The organism is Streptomyces sp. YKOK-I1, assembly GCF_054660435.1.
Genome location: NZ_BAAGDR010000001.1, coordinates 6,973,587 through 7,000,146, shown reverse-complemented (window position 1 = coordinate 7,000,146; position 26,560 = coordinate 6,973,587). Strand labels below are relative to the sequence as shown.

25 protein-coding genes are annotated in these 26,560 nt (G+C 70.8%); 9 read left to right on the top strand and 16 right to left on the bottom strand.

Going from position 1 to position 26,560, the window contains the following annotated elements; genetic code table 11:
* Positions 1-165 precede the first annotated feature (165 nt).
* The 6 genes from ACYQ8Q_RS31345 to ACYQ8Q_RS31320 all read right to left on the bottom strand — a co-directional run bounded on the left by ACYQ8Q_RS31345 (position 166) and on the right by ACYQ8Q_RS31320 (position 7,257).
* A complete protein-coding gene (locus ACYQ8Q_RS31345) occupies positions 166-1,578 on the bottom strand; it encodes a cytochrome P450 family protein (RefSeq protein ID WP_460069615.1) in 1,413 nt (470 codons plus the stop codon).
* Between the two features lie 75 nt (positions 1,579-1,653).
* On the bottom strand, positions 1,654-3,876 hold the full coding sequence (locus ACYQ8Q_RS31340; RefSeq protein WP_460069613.1) for a HelD family protein: 2,223 nt from the start codon (positions 3,874-3,876) through the stop codon (positions 1,654-1,656).
* Positions 3,877-4,054: 178 nt separating this feature from the next.
* Positions 4,055-4,387, bottom strand: coding sequence for a thioredoxin family protein (locus ACYQ8Q_RS31335; protein WP_460069611.1), 333 nt, complete (start codon positions 4,385-4,387; stop codon positions 4,055-4,057).
* Entirely contained in the window at positions 4,384-4,770 is a 387-nt protein-coding gene (locus ACYQ8Q_RS31330) for a MerR family transcriptional regulator (RefSeq protein ID WP_460069610.1), read from the bottom strand. The genes ACYQ8Q_RS31335 and ACYQ8Q_RS31330 overlap by 4 nt, the downstream gene beginning before the upstream one ends.
* A gap of 29 nt (positions 4,771-4,799) precedes the next feature.
* Complete coding sequence (locus ACYQ8Q_RS31325; RefSeq protein ID WP_460069608.1) at positions 4,800-5,582, bottom strand: DUF2127 domain-containing protein; 783 nt, start codon at positions 5,580-5,582, stop codon at positions 4,800-4,802.
* Positions 5,583-5,832: 250 nt separating this feature from the next.
* Positions 5,833-7,257 (bottom strand): cation:dicarboxylate symporter family transporter, encoded by a 1,425-nt coding sequence (locus tag ACYQ8Q_RS31320; RefSeq protein ID WP_460073571.1) that lies wholly within the window; start codon positions 7,255-7,257, stop codon positions 5,833-5,835.
* 122 nt (positions 7,258-7,379) lie between these two features.
* On the opposite strand from ACYQ8Q_RS31320, the gene ACYQ8Q_RS31315 reads away from it, so the two are divergent.
* The gene (locus ACYQ8Q_RS31315) at positions 7,380-9,005 is read left to right on the top strand and encodes a sensor histidine kinase (RefSeq protein WP_460069605.1); all 1,626 of its coding nucleotides are present in this window, start codon (positions 7,380-7,382) and stop codon (positions 9,003-9,005) included.
* Complete coding sequence (locus ACYQ8Q_RS31310) at positions 9,002-9,727, top strand: response regulator (protein ID WP_460069604.1); 726 nt, start codon at positions 9,002-9,004, stop codon at positions 9,725-9,727. Before ACYQ8Q_RS31315 ends, ACYQ8Q_RS31310 begins: the two co-directional genes overlap by 4 nt.
* A 214-nt stretch (positions 9,728-9,941) precedes the next feature.
* Here ACYQ8Q_RS31310 and ACYQ8Q_RS31305 read toward each other — a convergent pair whose 3' ends face one another.
* Entirely contained in the window at positions 9,942-10,967 is a 1,026-nt protein-coding gene (locus ACYQ8Q_RS31305) for an ATP-dependent 6-phosphofructokinase (protein WP_460069602.1), read from the bottom strand.
* A gap of 204 nt (positions 10,968-11,171) precedes the next feature.
* Between ACYQ8Q_RS31305 and pta the strand changes: the two genes are divergently transcribed.
* The 3 genes from pta to pyk all read left to right on the top strand — a co-directional run bounded on the left by pta (position 11,172) and on the right by pyk (position 16,002).
* Positions 11,172-13,274, top strand: a complete 2,103-nt coding sequence (gene pta, locus ACYQ8Q_RS31300; RefSeq protein ID WP_460069600.1) for a phosphate acetyltransferase — start codon at positions 11,172-11,174, stop codon at positions 13,272-13,274.
* Complete coding sequence (locus tag ACYQ8Q_RS31295; RefSeq protein WP_460069599.1) at positions 13,271-14,482, top strand: acetate kinase; 1,212 nt, start codon at positions 13,271-13,273, stop codon at positions 14,480-14,482. The genes pta and ACYQ8Q_RS31295 overlap by 4 nt, the downstream gene beginning before the upstream one ends.
* Positions 14,483-14,571: 89 nt before the next feature.
* Positions 14,572-16,002, top strand: coding sequence for a pyruvate kinase (gene pyk, locus ACYQ8Q_RS31290; RefSeq protein WP_460069597.1), 1,431 nt, complete (start codon positions 14,572-14,574; stop codon positions 16,000-16,002).
* Between the two features lie 108 nt (positions 16,003-16,110).
* On the opposite strand, the gene ACYQ8Q_RS31285 is transcribed toward pyk, so the two are convergent.
* From ACYQ8Q_RS31285 to ACYQ8Q_RS31270, 4 genes are all read right to left on the bottom strand, one after another.
* Positions 16,111-17,439, bottom strand: coding sequence for a hypothetical protein (locus ACYQ8Q_RS31285; RefSeq protein WP_460069595.1), 1,329 nt, complete (start codon positions 17,437-17,439; stop codon positions 16,111-16,113).
* On the bottom strand, positions 17,429-18,037 hold the full coding sequence (locus tag ACYQ8Q_RS31280) for a DUF6114 domain-containing protein (RefSeq protein ID WP_460069593.1): 609 nt from the start codon (positions 18,035-18,037) through the stop codon (positions 17,429-17,431). The genes ACYQ8Q_RS31285 and ACYQ8Q_RS31280 overlap by 11 nt, the downstream gene beginning before the upstream one ends.
* Before the next feature lie 133 nt (positions 18,038-18,170).
* Entirely contained in the window at positions 18,171-18,815 is a 645-nt protein-coding gene (locus ACYQ8Q_RS31275) for a DUF6230 family protein (protein ID WP_460069591.1), read from the bottom strand.
* 651 nt (positions 18,816-19,466) lie between these two features.
* On the bottom strand, positions 19,467-20,441 hold the full coding sequence (locus tag ACYQ8Q_RS31270; RefSeq protein ID WP_460069589.1) for a tetratricopeptide repeat protein: 975 nt from the start codon (positions 20,439-20,441) through the stop codon (positions 19,467-19,469).
* A gap of 260 nt (positions 20,442-20,701) precedes the next feature.
* Between ACYQ8Q_RS31270 and ACYQ8Q_RS31265 the strand changes: the two genes are divergently transcribed.
* The gene (locus ACYQ8Q_RS31265; protein WP_460069588.1) at positions 20,702-21,325 is read left to right on the top strand and encodes a TetR/AcrR family transcriptional regulator; all 624 of its coding nucleotides are present in this window, start codon (positions 20,702-20,704) and stop codon (positions 21,323-21,325) included.
* 86 nt (positions 21,326-21,411) lie between these two features.
* On the opposite strand, the gene ACYQ8Q_RS31260 is transcribed toward ACYQ8Q_RS31265, so the two are convergent.
* The 3 genes from ACYQ8Q_RS31260 to ACYQ8Q_RS31250 all read right to left on the bottom strand — a co-directional run bounded on the left by ACYQ8Q_RS31260 (position 21,412) and on the right by ACYQ8Q_RS31250 (position 23,457).
* Positions 21,412-21,750, bottom strand: coding sequence for a DUF3817 domain-containing protein (locus ACYQ8Q_RS31260; protein WP_340376141.1), 339 nt, complete (start codon positions 21,748-21,750; stop codon positions 21,412-21,414).
* 43 nt (positions 21,751-21,793) lie between these two features.
* Complete coding sequence (locus ACYQ8Q_RS31255) at positions 21,794-22,315, bottom strand: MarR family winged helix-turn-helix transcriptional regulator (RefSeq protein WP_460069585.1); 522 nt, start codon at positions 22,313-22,315, stop codon at positions 21,794-21,796.
* 101 nt (positions 22,316-22,416) lie between these two features.
* A complete protein-coding gene (locus ACYQ8Q_RS31250) occupies positions 22,417-23,457 on the bottom strand; it encodes a matrixin family metalloprotease (protein ID WP_460069583.1) in 1,041 nt (346 codons plus the stop codon).
* Between the two features lie 286 nt (positions 23,458-23,743).
* Here ACYQ8Q_RS31250 and ACYQ8Q_RS31245 point away from each other — a divergent pair, with 286 nt between their 5' ends.
* Entirely contained in the window at positions 23,744-24,397 is a 654-nt protein-coding gene (locus ACYQ8Q_RS31245; RefSeq protein ID WP_460069581.1) for a TetR/AcrR family transcriptional regulator, read from the top strand.
* A 48-nt stretch (positions 24,398-24,445) separates the two neighbouring features.
* On the opposite strand, the gene ACYQ8Q_RS31240 is transcribed toward ACYQ8Q_RS31245, so the two are convergent.
* Both ACYQ8Q_RS31240 and ACYQ8Q_RS31235 read right to left on the bottom strand, forming a co-directional pair.
* Positions 24,446-24,739 (bottom strand): MTH1187 family thiamine-binding protein, encoded by a 294-nt coding sequence (locus ACYQ8Q_RS31240; protein WP_358999390.1) that lies wholly within the window; start codon positions 24,737-24,739, stop codon positions 24,446-24,448.
* Positions 24,736-25,089: a DUF3817 domain-containing protein gene (locus ACYQ8Q_RS31235; protein ID WP_460069578.1), complete on the bottom strand. Its 354-nt coding sequence runs from the start codon at positions 25,087-25,089 to the stop codon at positions 24,736-24,738. Before ACYQ8Q_RS31235 ends, ACYQ8Q_RS31240 begins: the two co-directional genes overlap by 4 nt.
* A 176-nt stretch (positions 25,090-25,265) precedes the next feature.
* Between ACYQ8Q_RS31235 and ACYQ8Q_RS31230 the strand changes: the two genes are divergently transcribed.
* Together ACYQ8Q_RS31230 and ACYQ8Q_RS31225 are read left to right on the top strand one after the other, a co-directional pair.
* Complete coding sequence (locus tag ACYQ8Q_RS31230; RefSeq protein WP_358999479.1) at positions 25,266-25,898, top strand: AIM24 family protein; 633 nt, start codon at positions 25,266-25,268, stop codon at positions 25,896-25,898.
* A 1-nt stretch (position 25,899) separates the two neighbouring features.
* Entirely contained in the window at positions 25,900-26,550 is a 651-nt protein-coding gene (locus ACYQ8Q_RS31225) for an AIM24 family protein (RefSeq protein WP_460069576.1), read from the top strand.
* Positions 26,551-26,560 lie beyond the last annotated feature (10 nt).

Sequence of the window (26,560 nt, the reverse complement as noted above, 5' to 3'; positions counted from 1 at the left end):
TGGGAGTAGGAGCGGCGTTCGGTGCGTGCTCTGGGGGTCCCCCCGGCCGAAGGCTGGGGGAGTGCCGGGCGGAAGCCCTCGTAGCGGAGCTACTAGGGCTTTTGTCCGGTGCGGCGAGAGTGCGTGCCGGGCGTCGCGACGCCGCGGAGATCCATCAGAAGGGCCCTAACTCTCCTTGCCCTCCTTCTTGCCGCCGAACATCAGCCGTCGCAGTGCCGCCAGCAGTCCCCTCGCCTGGCTCTCCTGGTGGGAAACGGCGGGGAGGAGGTCCGGGTCGGGGCGGTGCAGGGCCGGGGTGTCGGGGGACAGCTCGTAGCGGACCGGGAGGACCTTCAGGCCGCGCACCACCGGGCCGGAGCGCCAGGGCAACTGGTCGGGCGGAAGGGTGAGTTCGGCCTTGGCGAAGTGGTCGAAGACCCGGCCGACGGCGGTGGAGACGATCAGGGCGCCGAGTTCACGGGCGGCGCTCGGGCACTGGTGGGGGCCGGCGCCCCAGCCGAGGTGGGCCCGGGTGGAGACGGTGGAGCCGACCATCGTGGAGGAGCCGATGGCCAGCAGGTCCTGGTGGGCGGCGGCGGAGGACGGGGAGACGATGTCGCCCGCGCGGATCCAGAACCGGCCGAGCCGCACGTCCCGCGCCGCGAACCGGAAGCACATGTTGGCGACCGGCGGGTTGGCGAGGGCGGCCCGGTTGACGGTCTCGCCGAGCTGGCCCGCCGACAGGCTGCGGCGCACGGTGGCGTTGCCGCGCAACACCTCCAGCAGGGTGTTGAGGACCATGTTGCCGGTGATGTCGTTGAGGTAGACGGCGTTCATGAACAGCTCCCGGCCGAGCTGTTCGTCGTCGAGGTCCGGGTCGGCCAGCATCAGGTACGAGGTGAGGTCGTCGCCGGGGCGGGCGCGGCGGTGGGCGGCGAGCCGGGTGAAGGCGGCCAGCGCCCGGCCGGTGGCGGGGCCCGCGTCGGGGCCGCCGTCCAGCATCCGCCACAGGTCCATGACCAGTTCGTCGCCGAGGTCGACCGGGCAGCCGAAGAGTTTCGTGGTGACCATCAGCAGCAGCGGGCGGGTGTACTGGGCGCCCAGGTCGCAGTGGCCGGTGCGGCCCGACTCGGCGGCGAGCAGGGCGACGAGTTCGTCGGCGTACCGGGCGACGGCCTGGCGCAGTTCCCAGCCGACGGGGCTCTTGGGGTCCTGGAAGGGGCGCAGGGCCGCGTGGTGGGTGCGGCGGGCGGCGCGGTGCTCCTCGTCGTCCATGAACATCGTCTGGCGCACCTCGTAGCCCGCGAGCAGCGGCCAGTCGTGCGGCAGCTCGCCCTGAGCCCGGGCCCGCCAGTACCGCACGTCCCGCCGCCACTGGCTCTCGTTCTTCAGGACCTCCAGGACCTCGCGGTAGTCCAGAACGAGCCACACCGGTACGCCCATGAGGCCGACGGGCGCCACGGGGCCGTACGTGGCGCGCAGCCGCCGGTACACCGCGCCGGGGTCGGCGTCGAACTCCGCGGTGAGCAGCGGCTGGACGGCCAGCGAGCCGAGGTCGGGGCTGTCGGCCGGTGCGGTGGCGTGGGGCTGGGCTTCCATACGGCAACGCTTACCGCACCGGCCGTGCACGCGCAGTGATCACGGCACGAACTGTTACGTCTTGGTGATCCCGCGTTACGCCAGGGCTGCCACCAGCGCCTTCGGCAGCTCCTTGGTATGGACCACGCCGAGGCGCTGGGTGGCGCGGGTGAGGGCGACGTAGAGGTCGCTGGTGCCGTAGAGGCCCGGCTCGACCACCAGCACCGAGTCGAATTCGAGGCCCTTGGACTGGCGCGGGTCGAGCAGCACGACGGTCCGGGTGAGGTCCGGCTCGGCGCCCGCGGTCACCCCGTCCAGCCGGGCGGCGAGCCTGCGGTGCAGATGGCGCGGGGCGATGACGGCGAGCCTGCCCTCGGCGGGCGTCAGTTCCTTCACCGCCTCGGCGACCGCCTCGGGCAGGTCGTCGGTGGCGCGCGCCCAGGGCCGTAGCCCGGTGGAGCGCACCGAGCTCGGCGGCTCGAAGTCCGGGTCCTCGGCGCGTACGACGGCCGCCGCGACGTCCATGATCTCGGCGGGGGTGCGGTAGTTGACGCCGAGGCGGGTGTGCTCGTAGCGGTCCTCGACGTACGGCTGGAGGATCTTCGCCCAGGAGCCGACACCGGCCGCCTCCGCGGTCTGCGCGGGGTCGCCGACCAGGGTCATCGAGCGGGTCGGGCTGCGTCGCATGAGCAGCCGCCAGGCCATCGGGGACAGCTCCTGCGCCTCGTCCACGATGATGTGCCCGAACGCCCAGGTCCGGTCGGCGGCGGCGCGCTCGGCGGCGCTGCGGTGGTCGTCCTCCTCCTGCCGCTCGGCGAAGCGTTCGGCGTCGATGATGTCGTGCGCGGACAGCACCTCGCTGTCCTCGTCGTCGACGCCCTCGAACTCGTACGTCCGGGAGGCGTAGGAGACGTCCAGCACGCCCTGGGCGTACGCCACCTGTGTCTCGCGCTCCCGCTCCGCGCGGGCCCGGGCCACCCGCTCGTCCCAGCCCAGCAGCTCGGCGGCCTCGTCGAGCAGCGGGACGTCCGCGACGGTCCAGGCCCGGGTCACGGGGCGCCGCACGGCGGCCGCGTCCTCGTCGGGGAGGTAGCCGACCGGGTCGGCGAGGAAGTCGGCGACCAGGCGCTGCGGGGTCAGCCGCGGCCAGAGCTGGTCGATCGCGGCCCACACCTCGGGGTTCTCGGCCAGCTCGTCGCGGATCTGGGTGATGTCACTGGCGTCGAGGAGGCTGGAGCCGTCGTAGGGGTCGGTGCCGACGCGCTCGGCGTACAGCTCGGTGAGGGTGTTGAGGATGTGGCCCTCGAAGTGCTCCCGGGCCACGTTGTGCGGCAGCCGCGCGGCCCGGGTGCGCTCGCGCGCGACCTTCACCAGGCCGTCGTCGAGCATCAGGACCTCCCGGTCGTGCTCGATGGCGATCACCGGATCGGGCAGCGACTCCCAGTCCCGGACGACCTCGGCGAGCACGTCGGCCATGTCGGCGCGGCCCTTGACCGCGGCGGCCTCGCGGGTGTCGGTCGCCGTCGCCTTCACGCCGGGGAACAGCTCGCCGACGGTCGCCAGCAGCACACCGGTCTCGCCGAGGGAGGGCAGCACCTCGCCGATGTAGCCGAGGAAGGCGGGGTTGGGGCCGACGATGAGGACGGCGCGCTTGGCGAGCAGTTCGCGGTGTTCGTAGAGGAGATAGGCGGCGCGGTGCAGGGCGACGGCGGTCTTGCCGGTGCCGGGGCCGCCCTCGACGACCAGGACGCCCCGGTGCGGGGCGCGGATGATCTCGTCCTGTTCGGCCTGGATGGTCTGCACGATGTCGTGCATCCGGCCGGTGCGCGCGGCGTTCAGCGCGGCGAGCAGGACGTCGTCGCCGGTGGGGTCCTCGTGGCCGGTGCGCTCCTGGTCGCCGAGGTCGAGGATCTCGTCGTGCAGGGCGGTGACGGTACGGCCCTCGGTGCTCAGGTGCCGGCGGCGGCGCAGGCCCAGCGGGGTGTGCCCGGTGGCCAGGTAGAACGGGCGGGCCACGGCCGCCCGCCAGTCGATCAGCACGGGGGTGCGGTCGGTGTCGTCGGCGCGCAGTCCGATCCGGCCGATGTGGTGGCTGACGCCCGAGGTCAGGTCGATCCGGCCGAAGCAGAGCGAGCCGTCGACGGCGTTGAGCGCGGCCAGCAGCCCCGAGCGTTCGGCGACCAGGATGTCCCGCTCCAGGCGGGCCTGCATGGGTGTGTTCCCCTGTGCGAGCGCGTCACCGACGGAGGCCTCGGTGTCCCCGCGCAGGGCGTCCACACGGGCGTACAGGCCGTCGATGAATTCCTGCTCGCGCCGCAATTCACTGTCTGGAAAGCCGGTGTTTGACAATTCCGCTCCCGCCCGGATATACTGTGCTCACTGAACTTATTTGCGACTCAATTCTTACGAAGTCGCGAACCATCGAATATACGCAAAGAAATCCCCCGGACGCAATTGTCCGGGGGATTTCTTTGCGTAGGACCAGGTCAGAGCATGGTCAGAGCACGTCGGACAGCTCTTCCAGCAGTCGGCGCTTCGGCCGGGCGCCCACCATCGCCTTCACCGGCTCACCGCCCCGGAACACCATGAACGTCGGCATCGACAGCACCTTGTAGGCGTTGGTCGTCTCCGGATTGTGGTCCACGTTCAGCTGCACCACCTTCAGCCGGTCCCCCTCCTCGAAGGCGAGCGCCTTCAGCACCGGCCCCATCTGCCGGCACGGCGGACACCAGTCGGCGGTGAACTCCACCAGCACCGGCAGATCCGCCCCCAGCACCTCCGACGCGAAGTCCGCGTCCGTCACCGCGGCCACACCGTCCACTTCGATCACAGCTCCTGCCCTCCCAGTTCGCACAACGGTGGTTCGCCTCCGGCCGTGGCCAGCCGCACTCCGATCCGGGCCCGGATCGACCGCAGTTCCCCGATCAGCGCGTCCAGCTCGTCCAGCTTGCGCCGGTAGACCGCGAGCGACGCCGGGCACGAGTCGCCCTCGGGGTGACCGGCCCGCAGACACTCCACGAACGGCCTGGTCTCCTCCAGGCCGAACCCGAAGTCCTGGAGCGTCCTGATCTGCCGCAGCAGCTTCAGGTCGTCCTCGTCGTAGGTCCGGTGGCCGTTCTCGCCGCGCCGCGCGGGCAGCAGCCCCCGTGACTCGTAGTACCGCAGCGTCCGCGTGGTGGTCCCGGCCCGTGCGGCCAGCTCGCCGATTCGCATGCCCACGACCGTACGGCTTGACGCCGACGTCAGGGCAAGAGCGGTTCACCCACCGGCAGCCCCGCCGACTCCTCGACCTCCAGCAGGGACGCGCCGCGGCGTTCCGCCTCGAAGGCGCGATGCCCGCCGCGCAGCCCGAACAGCCGCTTGGTCAGCAGGATGTAGAGGACGGCGAGGACGTTGAGCACCAGCGTGCCGATCTTCAGCCAGCTGACGTGCTCGGTGAGCTCGTAGATCTCCAGAGGGAGGAAGGCGGCGGTGGCGACGACCGTCAGGTACTCCGCCCAGCGCTTGGCGTACCAGAGGCCCCCCGCCTCGACCAGCTCGATCAGCGCGTAGGCGAGGAGCAGCCCCGCCACCAGCATCAGGGTGGAGTGCCGGTAGCCGAAGGTCTTCTGCAGGGTGCCGACGACCGGTGAGTGGTCGAGGTCGTAGTGGAAGTGCCGGAAGACCGGGCGGAAGACGTCGAGGTACTCGTCGAAGAGGCGGTGGACCGCGTCGCGGGAGTTGCTGAACTTCCACACGGCCGCCGCGACCAGCACGACGAACACTCCGCGCACGGCCCGCTCGATCGCGAGGAAGCGGAGCACGAACAGGTCCCGGAGCACCTTGCCGCGCGGGACGAGCGGGGCGCCGGCGGCGGGTCCCGCGCCGTGCGGCTCGCCGAGCACGAAGTCGCCGCAGCGCAGACAGCGCCAGACCTCGCCGAGCGCGGTCTGCGCCTTCAGCCGCACCCGCAGGGCCGGCTCGTCCGGCGCGTACGTCACATGCCCGCGCCGGGCGCAGGTCCGCCGGTCCCAGTCGATCTTCATCCCCCGTGCCTCCCGTCGCGCTGTCGGCGCGGCAGGCTAGTGGAGGCGGGTAAGAGGTCGGTGAGGATCCGCAAGGGTGAGGATCCGCAAGGGTGAGGATCCGGACCCCGGACACACGAAAAAGCCGGGCGGCCGAGCTACGGGGGAGTGCTCGGCCGCCCGGGCCTTGTCCGGGTGTCCGGCCCCGGTTCAGGCGGGGCCGGACACCCGGGGTTCGGGGGTCCTGCGAGGGTGGTGCGTGGGGTACGGCTCAGGCCTTCGCGAGTTCCTTCTCGCCTTCCTCGCGGGGCTCGGGCACCTCGCCGCCGGTGACGGTCTCGCCCTCGTCGAGCAGGGTCTTCTCGTCGAAGGGCAGCTCACCGGCGAGGACCTGCTGGACGCGGGCCTTGTCGATCTCCTTGGTCCAGGTGCCGACCAGGACGGTGGCGACCGCGTTGCCCGCGAAGTTCGTCAGGGCGCGGGCCTCGCTCATGAAGCGGTCGATGCCGACGATCAGGCCGACGCCGTCCACCAGGGCCGGCTTGTGGGACTGGAGCCCGCCGGCCAGCGTGGCCAGACCGGCGCCGCTGACGCCCGCCGCGCCCTTGGAGGCGAGGAGCAGGAAGAGGAGGAGGGGGATCTGCTCGCCGATGGACATCGGGGTGCCCAGGGCGTCGGCGATGTAGAGGGACGCCATGGTCATGTAGATCATGGTGCCGTCGAGGTTGAAGGAGTAGCCGGTCGGGACGGTGATGCCGACGACGGGCTTGCTGACACCGAGGTGCTCCATCTTCGCGATGAGGCGCGGCAGCGCGGACTCGGAGGAGGAGGTGGACAGGATCAGCAGGAACTCACGGGCGAGGTACTTGAAGAGGACCAGGATGTTCAGGCCCGCGACCGCCCGCAGCAGCACACCGAGGACGATGAAGACGAAGAGGAAGCAGGTGACGTAGAAGCCGAGCATCAGGACGGCGAGGCTCTTGAGCGCGTCCAGGCCGGCCGAGCCGACGACCGCGGCGATGGCGCCGAAGGCACCGATCGGGGCGGCCCACATCACCATGGCGAGGATGCGGAAGACAAGCCGCTGGATGTGCTCGATGCCGCGCAGCACCGGCTGGCCGACGTTGCCCATGGCCTGGAGCGCGAAGCCGGCGAGCAGGGCGACCAGCAGGGTCTGCAGGACCTGGCCCTCGGTGAACGCGGACAGGAACGTGGTCGGGATGATCGACAGGACGAACTCGACCGGCGGCAGTGCCTCGTCGGAGACCTGGTCGTGGCCGGTGGCCTTGATCGCGTCGGTGAGCTGCAGTCCCTCGCCCGGGTGGAGGATGTTGCCCACGACGAGGCCGATGCTCAGCGCCACCAGGGACATCACCAGGAAGTAGCCGAGCGCGATACCGCCGACGGCGCCGACCTTGGCGGCCTTCCGTACGGAGCCGATGCCGAGCACGATCGTGCAGAAGATGATCGGGGAGATCATCATCTTGATCAGGCTCACGAACCCGGTGCCGAGCGGCTTGAGCTCGACGCCCAGGTCGGGCCAGATCAGACCCACGGCGATGCCGAGCGCCACGGCGGCGATGACGGCGATGTAGAGATAGTGGGTGCGGTCCCGCTTCCCAGCGGGTGCGGCAGGTGCCGTATTGGGGGTGGTGCTGGCGGCCACGGCTGCCCTCCTTGACGTCTTCGTCGGCATCACCGGCGTGCGGCTCACGTCCGGGGAGATAAGGGGAATGCAGTGACTATCGCCGGGCCTGTGAGGGCGGTCACCCTTACGTTCATTTAGTTCGCGCTTAACACGGGAGGCACACTGACGACATGCGCCTCCCCGTCCGTGTACCGAGACCCCGCAGCCTGGCCGGCCAGCTCTTCGCCATGCAGGCCGTGCTGATAGCGGTGCTCGTGGCCGGGTACGCGCTGTTCACGTACGTCAGCGACCGCACCCAGGCCGAGGAGGCCGCGGGCCGCCAGGCCACGGCGGTGGCCCGCTCGGTCGCCGACTCCCCGTCGGTGCGGACGGCCATCGGTACGGCGAACCCGACGGCCGAGCTCCAGCCGTACGCGATGCGCGTCATGAAGGACACCGAGGTCGACTTCGTGACGATCATGAATCCGGAGGGCATCCGCTGGACCCACCCGGAGGTGAAGGAGATCGGCCAGCACTTCCGCGGCAACACGGCGAAGGCCCTGGCGGGCAAGACCTTCACGGAGACGTACACCGGCACGCTGGGCGCGTCCGTGCGGGCGGTCACCCCGATCGAGGACGGCGACCGGATCATCGGGCTGGTCAGCGCGGGGATCAAGGTGGAGGCGATCAGCAAGCGGGTCCAGGACCAGGTCACGGCCCTGTTCTCGGCGGCGGCGGGCGCGCTGCTGCTGGGCGCGGTGGGGACGTACGTCATCAACGCCTCGCTGCGCCGGCACACCCACGGGATGAACGCCGCCGAGCTGAGCCGGATGCACGACTACCACCAGGCGGCGTTGCACGCGGTGCGCGAGGGGCTGCTGATGCTGGACGGGCAGTACCGGGTGGCGCTGATCAACGACGGCGGGCGGGAGCTGCTCGGGGTGCCGGGGGACGTCGTGGGCAGGTCGGTGGCGGACCTGGGGCTGCCGGCCCCGCTGACGGGCGCGCTGCTGGCCTCCGAGCCCCGGGTGGACGAGGTGCATCTGACGGCGGCGGGGGTGCTGGTGATCAATACGTCACCGGTGTCCGGCGGAGAACGCAGGGGTACGGTCGTGACGCTCCGGGACGTCACCGAACTCCAGTCCCTGATGGGTGAGTTGGACTCCGAGCGGGGCTTCACCCAGGCGCTGCGCTCCCAGGCGCACGAGGCGGCGAACCGGCTGCACACCGTGGTCTCGCTGATCGAGCTGGGCCGGGCGGACGAGGCGGTCGAGTTCGCCACGGCGGAGCTGGAGCTGGCCCAGGCGCTGACGGACCAGGTGGTGGCGGCGGTGAGCGAGCCCGTCCTCGCGGCGCTGCTGCTGGGCAAGACGGCCCAGGCCAACGAGCGGGGCGTGGAGCTGGTGGTGTCGCAGGACAGCGGACTGGACGACGGTCTGCTGCCGCCGTCGCTGCCGGCCCGGGACCTGGTCACCATCCTCGGCAACCTCATCGACAACGCGGTGGACGCGGCGCAGGGCAGTGTGCGGGCGCGGGTCACGGTGACCGCGCGCACGGAGGGGGACGAGTTGCTGCTGGGGGTGGCGGACACCGGCGCGGGGGTGGATCCTGCCCACGCCTCCCTGGTCTTCGAACGGGGCTTCTCGACGAAGCCGTCGGGTCCCGGGGGGCGTGGTCTCGGTCTCGCCCTCGTCCGGCAGGCCGTGCACCGGCACGACGGGACGCTGTCGGTGACGGAGGCGGACGGCGGCGGGGCCGCGTTCATGGTGCGGCTGCCGTTGCGGCGGGCGACGGCGGTACCAGGAGGCAAAGGATGACGGAAGTGCCGGAGACACCGGAAGTACCGGGTGGGCCCATCAGAGTGCTGGTCGTCGAGGACGATCCGGTGGCCGCGGACGCGCATGTCATGTACGTCGGGCGGGTGCCGGGGTTCGTCGCGGTCGGGAAGGCGCACACGGGTGCGGAGGCCCGGCGCCTGCTCGACCGCACCCCGGTGGACCTGCTCCTCCTCGACCTCCATCTGCCGGACGCGCACGGCCTCCAACTGGCCCGCTCCCTGCGGGCGGCCGGCTATCACGCGGATGTCATCGCGGTGACCTCGGCCCGCGATCTGACGGTGGTCCGCGAGGGCGTCTCCCTGGGCGTCGTCCAGTACGTACTGAAGCCCTTCACGTTCGCGACGCTGCGCGACCGGCTGGTCCGCTACGCGGAGTTCCGCGGCGCGGCCGGCGAGGCGAGCGGCCAGGACGAGGTCGACCGGGCCCTCGCCGCCCTGCGCGCCCCGACCCCGGCGGCCCTGCCCAAGGGCCTGAGCGCCCCGACGCTGGAACGCGTCACGGAGGCCGTCCGCGAGGCCCCGGAAGGCCTTACGGCGGCGGGCGTCGCCGAGACGGTCGGCATCTCCCGGATCACCGCCCGGCGCTATCTGGAGCACCTGGTGGAGGCGGGCCGCGCCGAACGCAAGCCGCTGTACGGGCAGGTGGGCAGGCCTGAGTTGGTGTACCGGTGGGTGAAGGGGGCGGCGGGGAAGGGGCGATGACCGCTCCGTACACACCCTGGTCGCCGTCTGGGTCCGCGCCGCACAGGGCCGGGGAGAACACGTCCTTGAGCATGTACGGGCCGGTGGTGGGCAGCAGCCGACAGCTGCCCCGTACGGCACCCGGGCCCGCATCCGCGTCGGCCGGCTCACGGCCGTTCCAGGGGTCGCCGAGGCGCCCGACGACGCCATCCGGCCAACTCGCGCCGGGGGACGCCTAGAAGACCGACTCCGCCTCGTCCATCCGGTCCTTCGGGACCGTCTTCAGTTCGGTGACCGCCTCGGCCAGCGGGACCATGACCACATCGGTGCCGCGCAGGGCCGTCATCCTGCCGAACTCGCCGCGGTGGGCCGCCTCAACGGCGTGCCAGCCGAAGCGGGTGGCGAGGACGCGGTCGTAGGCCGTGGGGACGCCGCCGCGCTGGACGTGGCCGAGGATGACCGGCCGGGCCTCCTTGCCGAGCCGCCTCTCCAGCTCGTACGCGAGGGCCGTGCCGATGCCCTGGAAGCGCTCGTGGCCGAACTTGTCGATCTCGCCCTTGCCGTAGTCCATGCTGCCCTCGGCGGGATGGGCGCCCTCCGCCACGCACACCACGGCGAACTTCTTGCCGCGCGCGAAGCGCTCCTCGACCATCTTGACCAGGTCGGCGGGGTCGAAGGGGCGCTCGGGCAGGCAGATGCCGTGGGCGCCGGCCGCCATGCCCGACTCCAGGGCGATCCAGCCCGCGTGGCGGCCCATGACCTCGACGACCATCACGCGCTGGTGGGACTCCGCCGTGGTCTTCAGGCGGTCCATCGCCTCCGTGGCCACACCGACCGCGGTGTCGAAGCCGAAGGTGCGGTCCGTGGAGGAGATGTCGTTGTCGATGGTCTTGGGGACGCCGACCACCGGGAGACCGGCGTCGCTGAGCATGCGGGCCGCCGTCAGCGTGCCCTCGCCGCCGATCGGGATCAGCGCGTCGATGCCGAAGTCGTGGATCATGTCCGAGGCGGACTCGCAGGCCTCGCGCAGCCGGTCCCGCTCCAGCCGCGAGGAGCCGAGGATCGTACCGCCGCGGGCCAGGATGCCGCTCACGGCGTTGAGGTCGAGACTGCGGTAACGGCCGTCCAGGAGACCGGCGTACCCGTCCTCGAAGCCGATGACCTCGTCGCCGTAGTTGTCGACCGCGCGGTGCACCACCGACCGGATCACTGCGTTCAGGCCGGGGCAGTCGCCGCCTGCGGTGAGAACTCCGATGCGCATCGTGGTGTGTCTCCTGCTCGGGTGTTGATGCCGGTGAGCCAGGTCCGATTGTTCCACGCCGCCCAGGGCACTGTCTCTTGACGGGCGCCTTATCCATGCGCAGGGGTATTGTCAAGAGGGTTCTGCTCACCCAGGTGGGCGATTTTTATGATCCCGGCCCCCCACACCGCCTCGACACACCACCAGACGAAACGGAGTGCTCGCGTGACCCGCAGCGTGTACGTGACCGGTATCGACCGCGGCGACGGCAGGCAGGTCGTCGAACTGGGGGTCATGGAGCTCCTGACCCGGCAGGTGGACCGGGTGGGTGTCTTCCGGCCGCTCGTCCACGACCGGCCGGACCGGTTGTTCGAGCTGCTGCGGGCCCGCTACCGGCTGACCCAGGACCCGACGACGGTCTACGGCATGGACTACCACGAGGCGTCCACCCTCCAGGCCGAGCAGGGCGCGGACGAACTGGTCTCCACCCTCGTCGAGCGGTTCCACCGGGTCGCCCGGGAGTACGACGTCGTCCTCGTCCTGGGCACGGACTACGCCGACACCCAGTTCCCCGACGAGCTGGCCCTCAACGCGCGCCTCGCCAACGAGTTCGGCGCGTCCGTGATCCCCGTGGTCGGCGGCCGCAAGCAGACCGCGGAGTCCGTCCTCGCCGAGACGCGCAACGCCTACCGCGCCTATCTGGCGCTCGGCTGCGACGTGCTCGCCATGGTCGCCAACCTGGTCGCCCGCGAGGACCGGGACGAGATGGCCGAGGCGCTGGCGAAGCGGCTGCCCGTCCCCTCCTACGTGCTGCCCGACGAGCCCGCCCTGTCCGCGCCGACCGTCGCCCAGGTCAGCCACGCGCTCGGCGCGAGGGTGGTGCTCGGCGACGACTCGGGGCTCGCCCGCGACGCCCTCGGCTTCGTCTTCGGCGGCGCGATGCTGCCGAACTTCCTCAACGCCCTGACCCCGGGCGCTCTGGTGGTCACCCCGGGCGACCGGGCCGACCTGGTCATCGGCTCGCTCGCCGCGCACAGCGCCGGGACCCCGCCGATCGCCGGGGTGCTGCTCACCCTCGACGAGGTCCCCAGCGACGCGATCCTCACCCTCGCCGCCCGGCTGGCCCCCGGCACCCCCGTCCTGTCGGTGCCCGGCAACAGCTTCCCCACCGCCGAACAGCTGTTCTCCCTGGAGGGCAAGCTGAACGCGGCGACCCCGCGCAAGGCCGAGACCGCGCTCGGGCTGTTCGAGCGGCACGTCGACACCGCAGAGCTCCTCAAGCGCGTCTCCGCCCCCAGCACCGACCGGGTCACGCCGATGATGTTCGAGCACAAGCTGCTGGAGCAGGCCCGCGCCGACCGGCGGCGGGTGGTGCTGCCGGAGGGCACCGAGGAGCGGGTGCTGCACGCGGCCGAGGTGCTGCTGCGGCGCGGCGTCTGCGACCTCACCCTGCTCGGGCCGCAGGACCAGATCCGCAAGAAGGCCGCCGACCTCGGGATCGACCTGGGCGGCTGCCAGGTGATCGACCCGGCGACCAGTGAGCTGCGGGACGCCTTCGCCGAGCGGTACGCGCACTTCCGCGCCCACAAGGGCGTCACGGTGGAGCTGGCGTACGACGTCGTCTCCGACGTGAACTACTTCGGCACGCTGATGGTGCAGGAGGGACTCGCGGACGGCATGGTCTCCGGGTCCGTGCACTCCACGGCGGCGACCATCCGGCCCGCCTTCGAGATCATCAAGACCAAGCCGGACGCGGACATCGTCTCGTCCGTCTTCTTCATGTGCCTGGCCGACAAGGTCCTCGTCTACGGCGACTGCGCGGTCAACCCCGACCCGAACGCCGAGCAGCTCGCCGACATCGCCATCCAGTCGGCCGCCACCGCCGCCCAGTTCGGCGTGGAGCCGAGGATCGCGATGCTGTCGTACTCGACGGGCACGTCCGGGTCGGGCGCCGACGTCGACAAGGTGCGCGAGGCCACCGAGCTGGTGCGCTCCCGGCGGCCCGATCTGAAGATCGAGGGGCCGATCCAGTACGACGCCGCGGTCGAGCCCAGTGTCGCGGCGACCAAGCTGCCGGGCTCCGAGGTGGCGGGCCAGGCCAGTGTGCTGATCTTCCCGGACCTCAACACCGGCAACAACACCTACAAGGCCGTGCAGCGTTCGGCCGGCGCGATCGCCGTCGGGCCGGTGCTCCAGGGACTGCGCAAGCCCGTCAACGACCTGTCCCGGGGCGCGCTCGTCCCCGACATCGTCACCACCGTCGCCATCACGGCGATCCAGGCCCAGACCCTCGACCAGCCCCTCGACCAGAAGGCTCCCCAGCAGTGACCGCGACCCGTGTCCTCGTCCTCAACTCCGGCTCCTCGTCGGTGAAGTACCAGCTGCTCGACATGCGGGAGGGCGACCGGCTGGCGAGCGGGCTCGTCGAGCGCATCGGTGAGCGGACCTCACGGCTGAAGCACACGCCGCTCGCGGCCGGCGGGGAGACCCGCGAGTGGACCGGGCCGATCGCCGACCACGGCGCCGCGCTGAAGGCCGTATCGGAAGAACTGGCGCGGGACGGGCTAGGGCTGGACTCGCCCGAGCTGGCCGCCGTCGGGCACCGGGTGGTGCACGGCGGGAAGCTGTTCACCGAGCCGACGGTCGTCGACGACACGGTCCTCGCCGAGATAGAGCGGCTGATCCCGGTCGCGCCGCTGCACAACCCGGCCAACCTCACCGGGATCCGCACCGCCCGGGCCCTGCGGCCCGATCTGCCCCAGGTCGCCGTGTTTGACACCGCCTTCCACACGACGATGCCGGAGGCCGCCGCCCGCTACGCGATCGACGTGGAGACCGCCGACGCGCACCGGGTGAGGCGCTACGGCTTCCACGGGACCTCGCACGCGTACGTCTCCCGGGCGACGGCGAAGCTGCTCGGCAGGGCACCCGAAGAGGTGAACGTCATCGTGCTGCACCTCGGCAACGGGGCGTCCGCGTCCGCGGTCGAGGGGGGCCGGTGCGTGGACACCTCGATGGGCCTGACGCCGCTGGAGGGACTGGTGATGGGAACGCGCTCCGGGGACGTCGATCCCGCCGTCATCTTCCATTTGGCACGAGTTGGCGGAATGTCCATCGACGAAATCGACACTCTTCTCAACAAGAAGAGCGGGCTGGTCGGACTGTGCGGCGACAACGACATGCGGGAGATCCGGCGCCGGATCGACGAGGGCGACGTACAGGCGCGGCTCGCCTTCGACATCTACATTCACCGTCTGAAGAAGTACATCGGCGCCTATTACGCCGTCCTCGGGCGGGTGGACGCGGTGGCGTTCACCGCGGGGGTCGGCGAGAACGCGGCCGAGGTGCGCGCGGCGGCCGTCGCGGGCCTGGAGACCCTGGGCCTGGCGGTGGACGGCGGGCTCAACGCCGTACGGGGCGACGAGCCCCGGCTGATCTCGCCCGCGGACGCCCGGGTGGCGGTCGCCGTGGTGCCGACGGACGAGGAACTCGAGATCGCCACGCAGACGTATGCATTGGTCGTACGGACAAACTGAGCCGGAAAGCAACTGAGCACCAACCCGCCCATTTGTATCTTCCGCCAGACGCATTATTCCGTAGCGAAACAAACCGATAGGATCGCCCCATGCGCCGTTCGAAAATCGTCTGTACTCTCGGCCCCGCGGTCGACTCCCACGAGATGCTCGTCTCCCTGATCGAAGCCGGCATGAACGTGGCCCGCTTCAACTTCAGCCACGGCACGCACGCCGAGCACCAGGGCCGTTACGACCGGGTCCGGGCCGCCTCCAAGGAGACCGGCCGGGCCATCGGTGTCCTCGCCGACCTCCAGGGCCCGAAGATCCGTCTCGAGACCTTCGCCGAGGGTCCGGTGGAGCTGGTGCGGGGTGACGAGTTCACCATCACCACCGAGGACGTCCCCGGTGACAAGACGATCTGCGGCACGACGTACAAGGGCCTGCCCGGCGACGTCGACCGCGGCGACCAGATCCTGATCAACGACGGCAACGTCGAGCTGAAGGTCCTCGACGTCGAGGGCGCGCGGGTGAAGACGATCGTCATCGAGGGCGGTGTCATCTCCGACCACAAGGGCATCAACCTGCCCGGCGCGGCCGTCAACGTGCCCGCGCTCTCCGAGAAGGACGTCGAGGACCTCCGTTTCGCGCTGCGCATGGGCTGCGACATGGTCGCGCTGTCCTTCGTCCGTGACGCCAAGGACGTGACCGACGTCCACCGCGTGATGGACGAGGAGGGCCGCCGGGTGCCCGTCATCGCCAAGGTGGAGAAGCCGCAGGCGGTGGAGAACATGGAGGACGTCGTGATGGCGTTCGACGCCGTGATGGTCGCCCGTGGCGACCTCGCCGTCGAATACCCGCTCGAGAAGGTCCCCATGGTGCAGAAGCGCCTCATCGAGCTGTGCCGGCGCAACGCCAAGCCGGTGATCGTGGCGACCCAGATGATGGAGTCGATGATCACCAACTCCCGTCCGACCCGCGCCGAGGCCTCCGACGTGGCCAACGCGATCCTGGACGGCGCGGACGCGGTCATGCTGTCGGCGGAGTCCTCGGTCGGCGCCTACCCGATCGAGACCGTGAAGACCATGTCGAAGATCGTCACCGCGGCCGAGCAGGAGCTGCTCTCCAAGGGCCTCCAGCCCCTCGTGCCCGGCAAGAAGCCGCGCACGCAGGGCGGTTCGATCGCGCGCGCCGCGTGCGAGATCGCCGACTTCCTCGGCGGCCGCGGCCTGGTGGCCTTCACCCAGTCCGGTGACACCGCCCGTCGGCTCTCCCGCTACCGCGCGCAGCAGCCGATCGTCGCCTTCACCACCGACGAGGGCACCCGCAACCAGCTGACGCTCAGCTGGGGCGTCGAGTCCCACGTGGTCCCCTTCGTCAACTCCACCGACGAGATGGTCGACATGGTCGACCAGGAGATCGCGAAGATCAACCGCTTCAACCCGGGCGAGACCGTCATCATCACCGCCGGCTCGCCCCCCGGCGTCCCCGGCACCACCAACATGCTCCGCGTCCACCACCTGGGCGGCGGCGCGATCGACTGAACCGCGGTTCCCCACAAGGGACGTGCACAGCGCTGAGGGCGCCCCCCTGTGACAGGGGGGCGCCCTCAGCTGTGAGCGGCTCCCGAAGTGGCTCTGTGACCCGGCGGATCAGCTGATGTACTGATGCAGGCCGGGTACGGTCAGCGTGCCGCCGAACTGGCCTGCCTGCTGGACCTTCACGTTGGTGAAGTAGATCAGCGGGATGTTCAGCGGCGGCGGGTTGTCCGGGGTGAACGTGACCGGTATCAGGCCGAACAGGTTCCCCGAGATGCTCTCGGTGTACATGACCGTGTCGCCGTCCTTGATCGTGGACGTCGTGCCCTTGCCCGCCTGGACGTGGTAGGTCTTGCCCGCCTGCTTGTCGATCACGGTCTGGTGCAGGTCACCGATGTCGGTGCCGCCGGAGATGACGTACTTCAGGACCTGCTTGGTCTTGCCGTTGGACGTCTTCACCTTGACTATGCCCTGGTAGTCGGCGCCCTTGAGCAGCAGCGAACTGGCGTTGAGGTACCAGGGGTCGTCGGGCAGCGGCAGCTTGTTGTCGACCCCGCTCTCGTCCTCCGTGGCGACCGGGCAGTCCTCGACGTCCGTGGTGGCGCTCGCGGAGGGGCTCGGCGAGGCGCTGGCCGAGGCGTCGGCGGACTCGGCGGACTCCGTCGCGGTGTCGGCGGCGTCGGCGGCGGCAGCCGCCTCGCTCGCGGCGTCCTTCACCGTGCCGCTGGTCTTCTCGGTCGTCTCCTTGGTGGCGTCGGAGGAGTCCGAGGACGTGTCCGTGCCGTTGTCCGTGGCGCTCTCCGAGGCGGACGCGGAGGGCGACGGGCTCGCCGTCGCGGTCGCGTCGTCGGAGCTGTCGCCGTCGAAGACGTCCTTGATGGCGTCGCCGATGGTCTCCAGGACGCTCTTGCTCGTCTCCGTGGCCGACGGGCTGGCCGTCGCGGTGTCGTCGGAGGACGACGCCGAGGTGTCCGTCGAGGAGGCGGCCTCGGAGGAGGCCGACGGCGAGGGCTCGGCCGTGTCGTCGGAACCTGAATCCGACGAGGAGGAGCCGTCCGAGGCGCTGTCGTCGTCCTTGGAGGTCGTGTCCTTGGAGGTCGACTCCTTCGTGTCGCTCGTGGACTCGTCCGTGGCGTCGGCCGACGTCTCGGAGGCCGAGGGCGACGCGGAGGCCGACGCCTCGGCCGTCATGGCGTCGACGCAGGCCTCGTACTCCTCGGCCGTGAGGCTCTTCGAGGTCGGCTGGTCGTCCGCGCGCGCGAGCGTCGGGGTGAACCCCATGCCCATGAGAACGGCCGTCGGCATCGCCGCCAGGGCGATCGCCTTGCCCGCCGGCAGGTGGATCCTGGCGAGCAGCGGCTTCCTGGGTGCCGCGTGGCGTGGCCCGGTTCTCACACGGGACGCCTCCGCGTCCGCCCCGTGCGTCACCTCGTCAGCCGACACTGTGCCTCCCGTTCGCCCCGTTCGCCGGGCTCGTTTCTGACATGTCGTTCGGCTCTTCCGGCCCGCCGTCGGCCTCGAAGCGGGCAGGTGCGTCAGCGGCCTCGGGGCGAGCGGGCGCGTCGTCGGCCTTGGTGAGGTCCGTGACGGCGCTCTCGGGCGCGTCGCCCAGGCCCTCCGGCGTCTGCTCCGCCTGCGGCTCCGGCGGGGCCCCCGGCACCCACGCGATGGCCATCGCACCGCCGATCAGCCCGAAGAGGAAGCCGACGACGAAGCCACCGAAGTTGGAGACCGGGAGGGACACCAGGGCCAGCAGGATCGCCGCGACACCCGCGAAGGTGCGAATGTGCTGCTGGAACCAGACGCTGACGCCCAGCACGACGAGCAGGACTCCGATGATCAGCGATCCCGCACCGGCCGTGGTGGACATGCGGATCGTCAGCTGACCGATCGTGAGGTGCGCGTACGGGAAGTACATGATCGGGACGCCGCCGATCATCATGAACAGACCGGCCCAGAACGGCCTCATGCCGCGCCAGGCGCGGAACTGCAGCCTCCAGCGGGTGAACTGGCTGGGTGCAGCAGGAGTCTCGGCGCTCATGGAAACAGCTCCCTGGTGCGGTGTTGCTCTGTGAGGGGGGTCTTCCGTCGCTGCACGGGACCGTGCTCGAAGACCCGGTCGGAGAGATGCGGGCGGGGGCGCCTTTCGGCCTCCCCCGCCCGTCACCGAGTGCTTAGTAGCACGGGTTGGAGCCCGCGGAGAGCTTCATGCTCAGCCCGGGCAGGGTGAAGGTTCCGGCGGTGGTCGCCCACGCCGTCTGCTTCACGCCGTACAGGTCCACGGACGTGGCCTGCTGGCCGAAGCCGTAGGGGTTGGCCTTCTCGTTGCCGCCCTTCATGGGCGGGTTCGTCATCGAGCCGGCCTGGACGCCGATGTCGAGACCGTTGAACACCGCGTTGTCGGCGCCGAGGTCCTCGACGTCGATGTACAGGTTCGAGGCCGAGACCTGCTTGTCCTCGTCACTGCTGTCGCCCGCCGAGAGCGTCAGCGTGACCGAGCCGAGCAGCGGGATGTTCGGCGTGACGACCGACTGACACATGTTCTGGATGCGGGCCTTGGAGAACGCCGACACCGCGACCGGGTGGATCGTGTCCTTGCCGTCCAGCGTCTTGCCCGCGTCGATGGCTCCGTACTGCGAGAAGCCCGTGCCGTGGATGTAGTCGGCCTTGACCTTGAACGACTGACCCGAAACGCTGAACGACGCGGCCAGCGCACCCTGTGCCAGGGCGACGCCTATCGCTGCCGTGGCGGCGACGCTGGGCACCATGACCAGCGCGAACCGCTTCCATCTGGTCCCGCCACGCACCTGGGACTCCATATTTCCTCCTTCTCGGACGTACATCTCCTGGCCCCGGCTCGCCCCACTTATGCGGCGGCTCAGCCGGACAGGGATGGGAGAAGTGCTACGTCCTCGGGAAGGGGAGCGCCCGTCTCGGAGGCGCGTACCGCGCACCGATCACCGGCGATCACCCCCGAGCGACAACCACTGGTCGCGCCTGACACGCATCACGCACAACCTTGCTGGACAGGCTCCACCGAGCGGCGAAGACCCCCCTGTCCAAGAGCCCGCGGCGTGTGCCGTGGACCCTGCTCGGTGGGGACCCAGGAAAACCCGTTGTACCCAACCGGCTGTCGGGGTACGGGAATGGACCGAGCGTGGCCGATCGTGGTCCATTCTCGCCGCCCGCACAAGGGGGTTCGTTACTCGCTAGTAACGGACAGATAACCGAGCAACGACCCAGAGATCTCGGGCGGCGACTCAGGGTGTCAACAGGGCCCGGCACAAAGTTGTTGATGGACGGACAGAACCCGACAGAACAACGCCCCGGTCTTACTTCCAGTAACAGCGGCCGCGATTACCAAGATTTGGTAAAGCGCGGCCGCACGGGAACCATCTGGGCTGAATTTTCACTGGGGAACCACAGGCCCCCGACGTTTAGCGACTGGTCAGGCCCGGCCGCCGCCCGCGTCAGAACAGGGCACGCGCCAGCGCCCGCCGCGCCGCCGCCACCCGGGGGTCGTCGGGCCCGACGACCTCGAACAGCTCCAGCAGACGCAGCCGTACGGCGTCCCGGTCGTCGCCGGCCGTGCGCCGCACGGTGTCGATGAGCCGCCCGAACGCGTCCTCGACATGACCGCCCACCAGATCCAGGTCGGCGGCGGCGATCTGCGCCTGCGCGTCCCCCGGCTGCTCGGCCGCGTCCTTGCGCACCTGCTGCGGGTCCATCCCGCCCACCCGGTGCAGCAACTCGGCCTGCGCCAGACCGAGTTTCGCCTCCGTGTTCGCCGGGTCATCCGCGAGCACGTTCTTGTACGCCTGCACCGCGCCGCCGAAGTCACCCGCGTCCAGCGCCTGTACGGCGGCCTCCAGGAGGGCGTCGTACGGCCCGGCAGGCACCTCGGCGGCCGGGCCCTGGGCCCCCGGCTCGGCGTCGGGGTCGACGGTCAGACCGGTGAGCCCGAACCGCTCCTCGGCGACCTGCACCAGCTGGTCCAGCGTCTGGCGGATCTGGGCCTCGCCCGCGGCCCCCTGGAAGAGCGGCAGCGCCTGGCCCGCCACGACGGCGAACACCGCGGGGATCCCCTGCACCCCGAACTGCTGCATCAGCATCTGGTTGGCGTCGACGTCGATCTTGGCGAGCAGGAAGCGGCCGTCGTACTCGACGGCGAGCCGCTCCAGGACCGGGCTCAGCTGCTTGCAGGGCTGGCACCACTCGGCCCAGAAATCGATGACGACCGGCACCTCGGCGGAGCGTTGCAGGACCTCGCGCTCGAAGCCCGCCTCGTCGACGTCGATGACGAGATCGGCCGGGGAGACGGCCCCCGCGCCGCCCTGCCGGGCCGTTTCGGCGCGCGCCTGCTCCGCCTTCGCCTTGGCCTCCTGGGCCGCCTTCACCGCGGCGAGGTCGACGACTCCGCTCATGGACATGTTCCGTGGCTGCATGCGTCCATCCTCCCCCGTCCGCGCGCGTAGGCGAAAAGCGTTCCGAAAGCGTTCCTGCCCAGGCGCCGGGGTCCCCACCCCACACCTTTGCCCGCGGCTCGTGATACGTCCGTCACGAGGGGCGCCGCGCGGCATCGCACGCTTTCGCTACGCGTCGTATCGTAATGGCACCGAGTGCCTGCGCACCACGGGTTCCCGGTGATCTCTCTCACGGCGCCGGGGGGACTGGCAGGTCCGAAACCGGCGGTTATGGTCGGTCCATGCAGAGCCGTACCCCCGTCGGCCGCGCCGGCCGCCCGCGCAGCGCCGCCGCGGACACCGCGATCCTGGCCGCGACCCGGGAGGCGCTGGTCGAGCTGGGCTGGTCGAAGCTCACCCTGGGGGACGTGGCGACGCGCGCCGGGGTGGCGAAGACGACCCTCTACCGCCGCTGGGCCGGCAAGAACGAACTCGTCGTCGACGCGGTGGCCGAGCTCTTCGCGGAACTGGAACTCCCCGACCGGGGCAGCCTGGCCGCCGACATCGAGGGCGTGGTGCTCCAGTTCGCGGCGATCCTGGCGCTGCCGGAGGCGCGCAGCGGACTGATGGCGGTGGTCACCGAGTCCACCCGCGACGAGGCCCTGCGCGCACGTATCCGGTCCTCCATCGTGGAACCGCAGAAGCACCTCGTCCTGGAGGGCCGCACCCGGGCCCGGCTGCGCGGCGAACTCCCCCCGGAGTCCTGCCCCGAGGAGGCCGCCCGCACGGCCGACCTCATCTTCGACATCGTCGCCGGTGCGGTGGTCCACCGCACCCTGGTCAGCGCGGAACCGGCGGACGAGGAATGGGTGCGCGGGTTCACGAGCATCCTGCTGCTGGGACTGGCGGGCGCGCCCGGCTCCTAGGGCGGCCCGGGGCAGCCCGAAACCGCCGCACGCGTGCGTACGGCGGTGGGGGTGCTTCTCGGGGACTACGCCTTCATTACGCCGGTCTACGCCTTGACGACGTCCGGGGCGGCGTCGGCGACCCGCTCCTCCAGCTCGCGCGTCACCTTGCGCTCCACGAAGAACGCGGCCGTCGGCACGGTGCCGGCGAGCAGCACCCAGAGCTGCTTGCCGACCGGCCACTTCGCCTTGGAACCCAGGTCGAAGGCGAAGACGAGATAGACGACGTACAGCCAGCCGTGCGCGATGCCCACGGCACGGGTGAAGCCGTCGGCGCCGTCGAGGTCGAGCACGTACTTGGCGATCACGCCCAGGGTCAGCAGGACCAGCAGCACACCGGTGACGTAGGCCATCACGCGGTAGCGGGTCAGCACGCTCTTCTTCATGCCGTCGAGCGTAACCGCCCGTTCCGGTAGATCTTGGGCCGGGTCAGCCCCCGGGCCGGCCCTCGTCGAAGTCACGCGCCGCGACCCGCAGCGGGCGCAGCATCGCGAAGATCTCGGCGCACTCCTCCGCGTCGTACACGCCGAGCCCGAAGTCCATCGCCATGAGGTCGCGGGTGGCCGCCTCGACGACCTCGCGGCCCTTGGCGGTGATGACGGCGAGGGTGCCGCGGCCGTCGTTGGGGTTGGGGCGCCGGGCGACCAGGCCCGACTTCACGAGGCGGTCGACGGTGTTGGTCACCGAGGTGGGGTGCACCTGGAGCCGCTCGCCGATCTTCGACATGGTCAGCTCGCCCTCCTTGGAGAAGGTGAGCAGCACCAGTGCCTCGTAGCGGGCGAACGTCAGCCCGTACGGCTTGACCACCGCGTCGACCTCGGCGAGCAGGATCTGGTGCGCCCGCATGATCGACGTGATCGCCGACATGGACGGCACGTTGCCCCACCGCTGCTTCCAGAGCTCGTCGGCGCGCGCGATGGGATCGAAGGGGAGACTGAGCGGCTTCGGCACGGAATCGACCCTACCCGCCGGTCATATCGTGGTGAGCCCTGTCTCGGCTTTCGGTCCGCCGGGCGCGCGGGGGTCTTCGCGCGTCCGGCGGACGGCGGCGTTCAGTAGATGCTGCGCAGGCCCAGCACATCGCCCTTGCCGAGGGTGCGGGCGGTGGTGGAGCAGGCGAAGGAGCTGGGGTACATGGTGAGGTTCTCGTGGCCGGACCCGACATGGCCCAGGCCGAAGACATGGCCGGCCTCGTGGGTGGCGACGCTGCGGATGTCGTACGCGTCGTCGCAGTCGCCCGTCGGGTCGTCGGTGAACGTGTAGTCGTGGATGTTGAAGCGGACGTCGGCCTCGATCAGCCGGTCCGGGCCGCGGGAGACGGGGCGGCTCCAGGAGCAGGTCGTGGCGACGCTGTCGCTGCTGAGGTCCCCGGCGTCCCAGACGTTCATGCCGTCCCGGTCGGTGCAGCGGGCCATGTGGTCGATCCCGGCCTCGTGGCCGGTGGCGGCCAGGAACCTCGCGCGGGCCCCGATGGTGTCGGCGAGTCCGCAGGCGTTGCGGCCGCGGATGATGGCGGTGATGCCCTCCTCGAAGGCCTGGCGGACCTGACGGCGGGGCAGGTCGCCCGGCTGGGGGCCGTCGCCGACGAACCACTCGTACGTGCCGTACTCCTTGCGGTCGGCCACGGAGTAGGCGGTGTCCGCGCAGGGGGCGGGGGCGTCGGCGCGGCTGCCCCTGAGGCGGGTGGGGCGGGCGCCCTTGCCCGACGGACGGTGCCCGGCGTCGCCGTGACTGCGGTCGTCCTCGCCGTCGTCGTAGCCGTAGGACACCGTGCCGTCGGCGGCGACGGCCAGGGTGAAGCCGCGGCTGGAACCGTCCGCCGTGAGGGAGTCGACGCTGGCCTTGGTGCCGGGTTCGGGGACCGTGAGGCCGGCGCCGCCATGGGTGACCAGACGGCCCACGGCGCCACAGCGGGTCGCGGAGGAGCCGGCGGGCAGGTCGTCGACGGTCAGCTCGCCGGGGGCGAGCACACACGCGTGGCCGGAGTGTTCCGCACGCGTGTGCGTACCGGCTCCGGACGCGAGGAAGGCCAGCGAGGCCGCCAGGAGCACGGCGGCCGAACAACGGTTCATCACACAGGACTTGATCGACACCGGGAGAGATTAGCCAGCGCCCGCCGGGTCGAAACCCGTCCCCCGGTCGCCCTATTGAGCGACTGCTCAAACGGGTGTACCGTCCCTCGCGAGCTGTTTGAGCGATCGCTCAAACAGGCCCCGACCTGGGGGATTCGTATGACGATCTTCATGGAGGCGTGCGTCCGGGTCCGCCTCGACGAGGTCCGGGCTCGAACACAGGACCCGTCGGAGCGCCACCGGTGGGGCCCGTAATTCACCCGCATTTCACCCGTATCGACCATTTTCCGCGCACGGAGGCACCCGATTGAGCCCCGCACCGAGGACCGGCCCGGACACCCGGACCAAGCTGCTGGAAGGCACCCTGCGCACGCTCACCGAGCAGGGGATCGCCAAGGCGTCGGCGCGGACGATCGCGGCGACCGCCGGTGTCAACCAGGCGCTGGTCTTCTACCACTTCGGCTCGGTGGACGAACTGCTCGCGGCGGCCTGCCGCTACGGCGCCGAGCGCACGGTGGCGCGCTACCGGCCCCGTCTCGCCGCCGTCGCCTCACTGACCGAACTCCTCGCCCTGGGGCGCGAGATCCACGACCAGGAGCGCGCGGGCGGCCATGTGCCGCTCCTCGGCCAGCTGCTGGCGGGCGCCCCGACCCACGCGACGCTGGGCCCGGCCACGGCGGCGGGCCTCGACCTGTGGGTCGCGGAGATCGAGAAGGTCCTCGAACGCGTGCTCACCGGCACCCCGTTCGGCGAGTTCACCGACCCCCCGGGTCTCGCACGGGCCGTCGCGGCCTCGTTCGTCGGGATCGAACTGTACGAAGGGGTGGACGCGGCCGGCGCCACCTCCGCGCTGGACGCCCTGGAACAGCTGGGCCTCCTGGTCGCCGCCCTGGAGGAACTCGGCCCGGTGGCCCAGCGGGCGGTGCGGCAGTACCTGCGGCGGGCGTCCGCGCGGCGGTGAGCCGCCCCGCGGACGCCCTGCCCAGGGCCCGCCGGGGGGGGGAACCGCTCAGTCCGCGAGGTACCGCTCGACCGTCTCCACCTTCGACGTCAGACCGTCCGTCACCCCCGGTCGGATGTCCGCCTTGAGGACGAGGGAGACACGGGGCGCGCGCTCCTCCACGGCGGCCACGGCACGCCGGACGACGTCCATGACCTCGTCCCAGTCGCCCTCGACGGAGGTGAACATGGCGTCGGTGCGATGGGGCAGGCCGGACGCGCGGACCACGCGGACGGCCTCGGCGACGTACTCCCCCACGTCCTCGCCCACGCCGAGCGGGGTGACGGAGAAGGCGACGATCACGCGTTCACCACGCCTTCCTTGCGGGCGCGGGCGGCGATGGCCGCGTCGACCGCGCTCTCGGCCTCGCGGCGCAGCCTGCGCTCGGCGAAGAAGCCGCCGGTCGGCAGGACCGAGAGGACGAAGTAGAGGGCGGCCGTCTTCAGGGACCACTTGGCGCGGTTCCAGGCATCCGCCCAGAACAGGACATACAGGACGAACAGGATGCCGTGGACCATGCCCATCACGGGCACCGCGTTGAAGTCCGTGGTCCGCTTCAGCACCGAGCAGACGAGCAGCAGCAGGAACGAGACGGCCTCCGGGGCGGAGACCAGTCGGAGGCGGCGGAGGGCGGAGGCGGTCTTCAGGTCCACGGGGTCACCTTCGGGGGGACTTCGGGGGGACTACGTCGGTCGGTTCGCTTGTGAACGCACGCACAAGGGTTCGCCCATTGTGGCAAACGGTTCACCTAGGGGTGCGGTCAGGGTCGTTCTCCACCCACAGGTGCTGTTCTGCGCACCCACGGGGCCGCTACCTTCGCAGCGTGGCGATGTTCCGACTGCAAGGCAGCAAGGTGCTCGCCGTCGACATGACCGGGGACGCCGTGAAGGCGAAGAACGGCTCGATGGTCGCGTACGACGGTCAGATGGCCTTCAAGAAGCTCAGTGGCGGCGGTGAGGGGATCCGGGGGATGGTGACCCGGCGGCTCACCGGCGAGCAGATGACCGTGATGGAGGTGAGGGGACAGGGGACGTGCTGGTTCGCCGACCGCGCCTCCGAGATCAACCTCGTCAGCCTCCAGGGGGACAAGTTGTTCGTGGAGTCGAGCAATCTGCTCGCGACGGACGCGGGCCTGCGGACGGGGACGAGTTTCACCGGTCTGCGCGGCGCCTCCCAGGGCAACGGGCTGTTCACGACGACGGTGGAGGGGCACGGCCAGGCGGCCATCACCTCCGACGGACCGGCCGTCGTGCTGCGGGTCAGCCCGCAGTACCCGCTGACCGTCGACCCGGGGGCGTACATCGCGCACCAGGGGAACGTCCGTCAGTCCTTCCAGTCCGGTGTGACGTTCCGCACGTTCCTGGGCGAGGGCGGCGGCGAGGCCTTCCAGATCCGCTTCGAGGGGGACGGTCTGGTGTACGTCCAGCCGAGCGAGCGCAACACGATCGCGGGGGACGTCTGAGGTGACCTTCCGAGAGATCAACTCCAAAATGGTCGAGGCGACGATCGCGCCGGGGCAGCGGCTGTTCAGTCAGCGCGGCGCCATGCTGGCGTACCGCGGCGAGGTCTCCTTCACCCCCAACATGCAGGGCGGTCAGGGCGGTGTGATGTCCATGATCGGCCGGCGGCTGGCCAACGAGGACACCCCGCTGATGACGGTCGAGGGCAGCGGCACGGTCCTGTTCGGGCACGGCGGCCACCACGTCCAGGTCATCCGGCTCACCGGCGACACCCTGTACGTCGAGGCGGACCGGCTGCTCGCCTTCGAGGGCACCCTCCAGCAGGGCACGATGTTCCTGGGCTCCCAGGGCGGGGTGATGGGCATGGTCCGGGGTCAGATCAGCGGCCAGGGCCTGTTCACCACCACCCTCAAGGGGCAGGGCGCGGTCGCCGTGATGGCCCACGGCGGGGTCTTCGAGATCCCGATCACCCCGCAGCGCCCGGTCCATGTCGATCCGCAGGCCTACGTCGCCCATCACGGCGACGTGCGCAACAAGCTCTCGACGGCGCTCGGCTGGCGGGACATGGTGGGGCGCGGCTCCGGCGAGGCGTTCCAGCTGGAGCTCAGCGGCAGTGGTGCGGTGTTCGTCCAGGCGTCGGAGGAGAAGCTGTGAGCCACCACCC